The sequence below is a fragment of the uncultured Polaribacter sp. genome (assembly GCF_947500975.1).
Lineage (GTDB): Bacteria > Bacteroidota > Bacteroidia > Flavobacteriales > Flavobacteriaceae > Polaribacter.
In genome coordinates, this window is the sequence record NZ_CANMUE010000022.1 from 1 (window position 1) to 4,877 (window position 4,877).

The window sequence follows — 4,877 nt, forward strand, 5'->3', positions numbered from 1 at the left end:
CTTTTTTGGCAATCTTATATTTTCCTTCGGAAAATAACGATGGCAAAAAATCGCAACTTTTTATACACCAAAACGTTACCTGCAAGCTGAAAAAACAACTCGAATAGGAATTGAATGATAGAAAAGAAAAATATAATTGGAATTTGCGGAAGTGCCAGTCCGAATTCTGCAAATCTGTCAATTCTCAAGTGGATAGCAGAGTCGAATAAGTCTGATTTCAATTTGGAGATTATAGATGATTTGACCGGACTACCGCATTTTAAAACGGAACTGACCGACAAAAATGTACCTAAGCAGGTTGTTGACTTTCGTAATAAAATTGAAAACGCAGATGGAATTATAATTTGTACACCTGAATATGTTTTCAGTATTCCGAGTGGCTTAAAAAATATAGTTGAATGGTGTGTGTCGACAACGGTCTTTTCAGATAAGCCAATTGGAATTATTACTGCTTCTGCAAACGGAAAAAAAGGACACGAAGAACTGAAATTGATTATGGAAACTATTCAGACAAATTTCACGGACGAGACAACACTTTTGATTCAAGGCGTAAAAGGGAAAATTGACAAAAATGGTGAAATCGTTAATCAAAGTACCGAGAATGAATTACGAAAACTAATTGAATCATTTAACACTCTGATAGAAAAGCCAGCAGGTAACACGGTGTATAAAACATAGCTAGCAAGTACTTAACCAAAAGGTCTGTATATATTTAGACAGTCCGCCAAATTTTTAATTTGGCTTTTTAAAAAGAGAAAATTAAAAACAAAATATAAAAATTCGGCTCTGTGTTAATCCGAAAAGTTAGTGTCTTTTTACACGCTACGTTTCATACACAAGCCCGTTGGCAACAAGCTAAAAAAACATCCGTGAAAGAAAGAAACATAATGACAAAAAAACGAATGAATAGAAAAACAAAACAGTTTCTAACGCTGATTTTATTAAGTTTTAGTCTTTTTGCAAATGCACAATTATATCCTGTGCAAGTAACTCCTGTTTTAACACCTCCTTACAACTTAAAACTTTCAAGTTACGCCACTACTACAGATGTGAAATTACGTGTTAACATACTGCTGAGAGATGTAAATGAATTTAACCGACAAGTCCGACTAAAACTAATAATTAAAGGACAAGGATTAAATATTCAATCTCAACAATTTGTAAATGGTACTTCCCCTATTTTTTTGAATGGCGGAACAAATCAAGAACTCACTAATTTAGATTTAAGCTCATATTTTCAGCTTAATAATTTAGTAGGCATTAATCCTATACAATATAACAGACCTTTACCTGACGGACAATATAATTTTTGTTTTGAAGTTTACGACTTTTTTACCAATCAACTTATATCAAATACAGGTTGCTTTCCTGTATTCTTAATTGTAAACGACCCTCCATTTTTAAATGTACCACAAAGAGGAGAACAAATCGTATTAAAAGACCCTGTAAATATTATTTTTCAATGGACTCCAAGACATTTAAACGCCACCAATGTAACGTATGAATATGAGATTAGAGAAATTTGGGACAACCAAATAGACCCACAAGCGGGGTTTTTAGCTAGTCCACCTTTATATTCAGAAACGACAAGAGCCACTATTTTTTTATATAACAATACAAAACCTGCTTTATTGCCCGACAAAACTTATGCTTGGAGAGTTCGTGCAATATCTACAAATGGAATAAGCGAAAATTCTGTATTTAGAAATAATGGATATAGCGAAATATATAACTTTAGAACAACCCAAAATTGTGATGCTCCTAAATTTCCATTATCAGAAGCTATTAGTAAAAGTACCGTTAAAATAAATTGGCAAGGAAATATTGAGCATAATAAATACCACGTACAATATAGAAAAGTAAGTTATTCTAAAGAAACTGAGAAACAAAAAGAAAAACGAGAAAAGAAAAACAAAAAAAGAGCCAAAAAAGGACAAAAAGAAAAAGAATACACCTCAAAAAAAGAAAACTTTGAATGGTTTGAAGTTTATACTTATAACGAACAAGCCCAAATATCTAATTTAGAAGCAGGACAAACCTATGAATTTAGAATTGGCGGAACGTGTACTTCTTTAACAGAGTTTAAACAATACTACTCTTATACTAATACGAATGAATTTACAATGCCTACCGATGAGGAAACTGTAAATTATAATTGTGGTGTTTTGCCTGATATTCAAATTGCAAACCAAGACCCTATTCAAAATATTGGAGTAAATGAAACTTTTATCGCAGGCGATTTTCCTGTTACAGTTAAAGAAGTACAAAATAATGGTGGGAAATTCACAGGAAAAGGGTTTATCGTTGTTCCTTATTTAGCAGATACCAAAATCGCTGTTGCTTTTGAAGGAATTACTATAAATACAAATTATCAATTGATTGAAGGTGTTGTAAAAACTACTTATGACCCTAATTGGGAAAATGTAGAAAGTATTGATGAGTTTATTGACGATTTAATAGATTCTTTAGGTGGCTTAATAGATGATATAATTGATTCTATTAAAGATGGTATTAATGCAGACATTTTAATTGACCAATGGCAAGATATAATAAACGACCCTAATAATGGTTTAACTGCCCAACAAGAATTGGCTCTTCAAAATTATATTGATGATAAAGATAAGGTTAAAAGTGATTTAAAAAACTTACGAGAAAAAATTGAACAAGAAGGAATTAGTGATGAAGATATTAAAAAGTATTATGTTTCTAATTTTAATGATACAAATAATTCAGAGACTAACATAAGCAATACTTCTAATGAATTTAAAATATATTATTGCGATAGTATTATTAAATTGGATAAAAGAACAAACATTACCAAAGATTGCAATAAGCTAAAGTTTCTATTTCAAAGAACAGATTCAACTGCAACAAAAACTGTTGACATACAATTAAAAATAGTTTCTGATGATGAATCAAAGGACAAGATATATCCTAGTAAAAATAATTGGAAAAGTATAAAATATAATGAAAATTGGAATGTTGATTTTGATTCTATCCCATCAGGAGAATATTCAGCCCAACTAAAAGTAAATGATTCTATTTATAAGCATAAGTTTACTATGCGTAAAAAATGTACAACTGGTAATTGTTGTTCAGTTTGTGATAGAGATTTGACAATAGATTTAAATAAGTTAAAAGAAATATTTAAAGATTCCGAAAGTGAAAAACTTACAGTGAATACTGCTACAATTTTCACAAAAGCTTTAAAAGAAGGAGGTTTTACAACTTGTAAACAGCATGCCCATTTTTTCTCTCAAATTATATTGGAGTGTAATAACTTTACAGCCTTTAAAGAAGGCTATTGGTATCGATTACTTAATATCTTTGATACTTTTGGAGGTCAAACAGAAAATAATACAAAGGACGTTTTATATTCTCAATCTTTTTGGGATGAAAACAAGCATATTAATTATATCAGCACAAACAGATGTCCATACAGATATGTTAAAAAACCCGCAGACACAACATCTACTAAATACAAGCCGTCCTCAAACAAAATAACAAAAACAAGAAAAGGTTTGTCAATCTCTTTTCCTAAATCATTTTCTAAGAGCAAGGATTCTACGGCTATTTATAATTTGAAGAGAATTAATAGCGATGTAAATGGTAAGAATTTATTCAACCTTGTATATAAAAATAAAAATGGTAACAACAAAGACGGTGATGGGTGGAAGTATAGAGGGAGAGGTATTATACAATTAACTGGGAGAAAAAACTATAGAGATGCTGCAACTAAAGCAAATTCTACTTACAACACTACTTTTGATTGGGAGACAAATCCTCATAAATTAGAAACAGATACAGAATCTATTATTTACTCTGCAACATCTTGGTTTTTGAATAATTTTAAACCTATCTCGATTTTAGATAGTAAAACATCTTACCAAGTAACTGGAACAGTCAATGCTAAAAAATTACATAAAAAGGAAAGAAAAGAAAATTATGAAAGATTAACTTCAAATATTAAACTATATAAATGTGATAAAAAATGAAAAAACTAATTTTAGTGCTAATTATAATGTCTTGTTATTCTTGCAATGCGCAACAAAAAAAAAATGAAAGCAACTGCAATCGAAATTCGTGGGCAAAATGGATTGAAAATGAATTACCCGAAACCATTTGTGTACAAAAAGGAGAAATGATATACAGTTTGTTTAATGAATTTGATTTTAATAGTGATGGACTGCAAGATATTGCTATTAAGATAGGGAAGAAAGAAAGAAAGAATGGTGATGTACGAAAGCTTTCTGTTTATAAAAAAGTTAATGATAGTATATATACCAAATTCAAGACATTAAACAATATCTATCCTATTTGGTTTAATGACTATGATTCTTCTGTTAAATTAAAAGACCCAAAATTAAACAAGATTAAAGAGTATTACGAAATGGGAAATCCATTAAGAAAATTAACTTTAGAAAAAAGTAAAATTACATTAAATTTAAAAGGAGACTCTGTAACTGAGTATATATTAACGTTTATTTTCTCAAAAGAAAAACAAGATTGGTTATTATCAAACTATATTGAGTTTGACTTAAATAACAATACGAAAAGACCATACCTTACAGAAAGATTAAATACATCAATATCTGATTTTACTTATCTTGAATTTTTAAATGGTGAATATTAAAACATAAAAGCCAGTTGCCAACAATGTATAAAAATAATAGCGATTTTAGAGCTAAATCAAAAGTAAGTAAATATAGTAAAAGGTCTATGTTTAACCGAAAAGTTAGTGCATTTTAATTCGCTACTATTCTTATACTAGACCGTTAGCTACAATTAAAATCAATAATCCCTCTATTCAAGAACTTAACGCAACAAATCTAAATTAATAGATTTGTAATAATGATAAGAAAAAAGAATAGAAGATT

Annotated in this window: 3 protein-coding genes; all 3 read left to right on the forward strand. The window is 29.5% G+C overall.

The genetic code is table 11. From position 1 onward, the window contains the following. The first annotated feature begins 114 nt into the window (after nucleotides 1-114). The 3 genes from Q0733_RS12710 (at nucleotide 115) to Q0733_RS12720 (ending at nucleotide 4,633) form a co-directional block, all read left to right on the forward strand. A complete protein-coding gene (locus Q0733_RS12710) occupies nucleotides 115-678 on the forward strand; it encodes an NADPH-dependent FMN reductase (protein WP_298782671.1) in 564 nt (187 codons plus the stop codon). A gap of 224 nt (nucleotides 679-902) precedes the next feature. Continuing rightward, nucleotides 903-3,995: a hypothetical protein gene (locus tag Q0733_RS12715; RefSeq protein ID WP_298782673.1), complete on the forward strand. Its 3,093-nt coding sequence runs from the start codon at nucleotides 903-905 to the stop codon at nucleotides 3,993-3,995. Further along, complete coding sequence (locus tag Q0733_RS12720) at nucleotides 3,992-4,633, forward strand: hypothetical protein (protein ID WP_298782675.1); 642 nt, start codon at nucleotides 3,992-3,994, stop codon at nucleotides 4,631-4,633. The genes Q0733_RS12715 and Q0733_RS12720 overlap by 4 nt, the downstream gene beginning before the upstream one ends. Nucleotides 4,634-4,877: the final 244 nt, after the last annotated feature.

Excerpts from the sequence above, each read along its gene's own strand:
- Q0733_RS12720 (WP_298782675.1), top strand. The coding sequence starts at position 3,992 with ATGAAAAAACTAATTTTAGTGCTAATTATAATGTCTTGTTATTCTTGC.
- Q0733_RS12715 (WP_298782673.1), top strand. The coding sequence starts at position 903 with ATGAATAGAAAAACAAAACAGTTTCTAACGCTGATTTTATTAAGTTTT.
- Q0733_RS12710 (WP_298782671.1), top strand. The coding sequence starts at position 115 with ATGATAGAAAAGAAAAATATAATTGGAATTTGCGGAAGTGCCAGTCCG.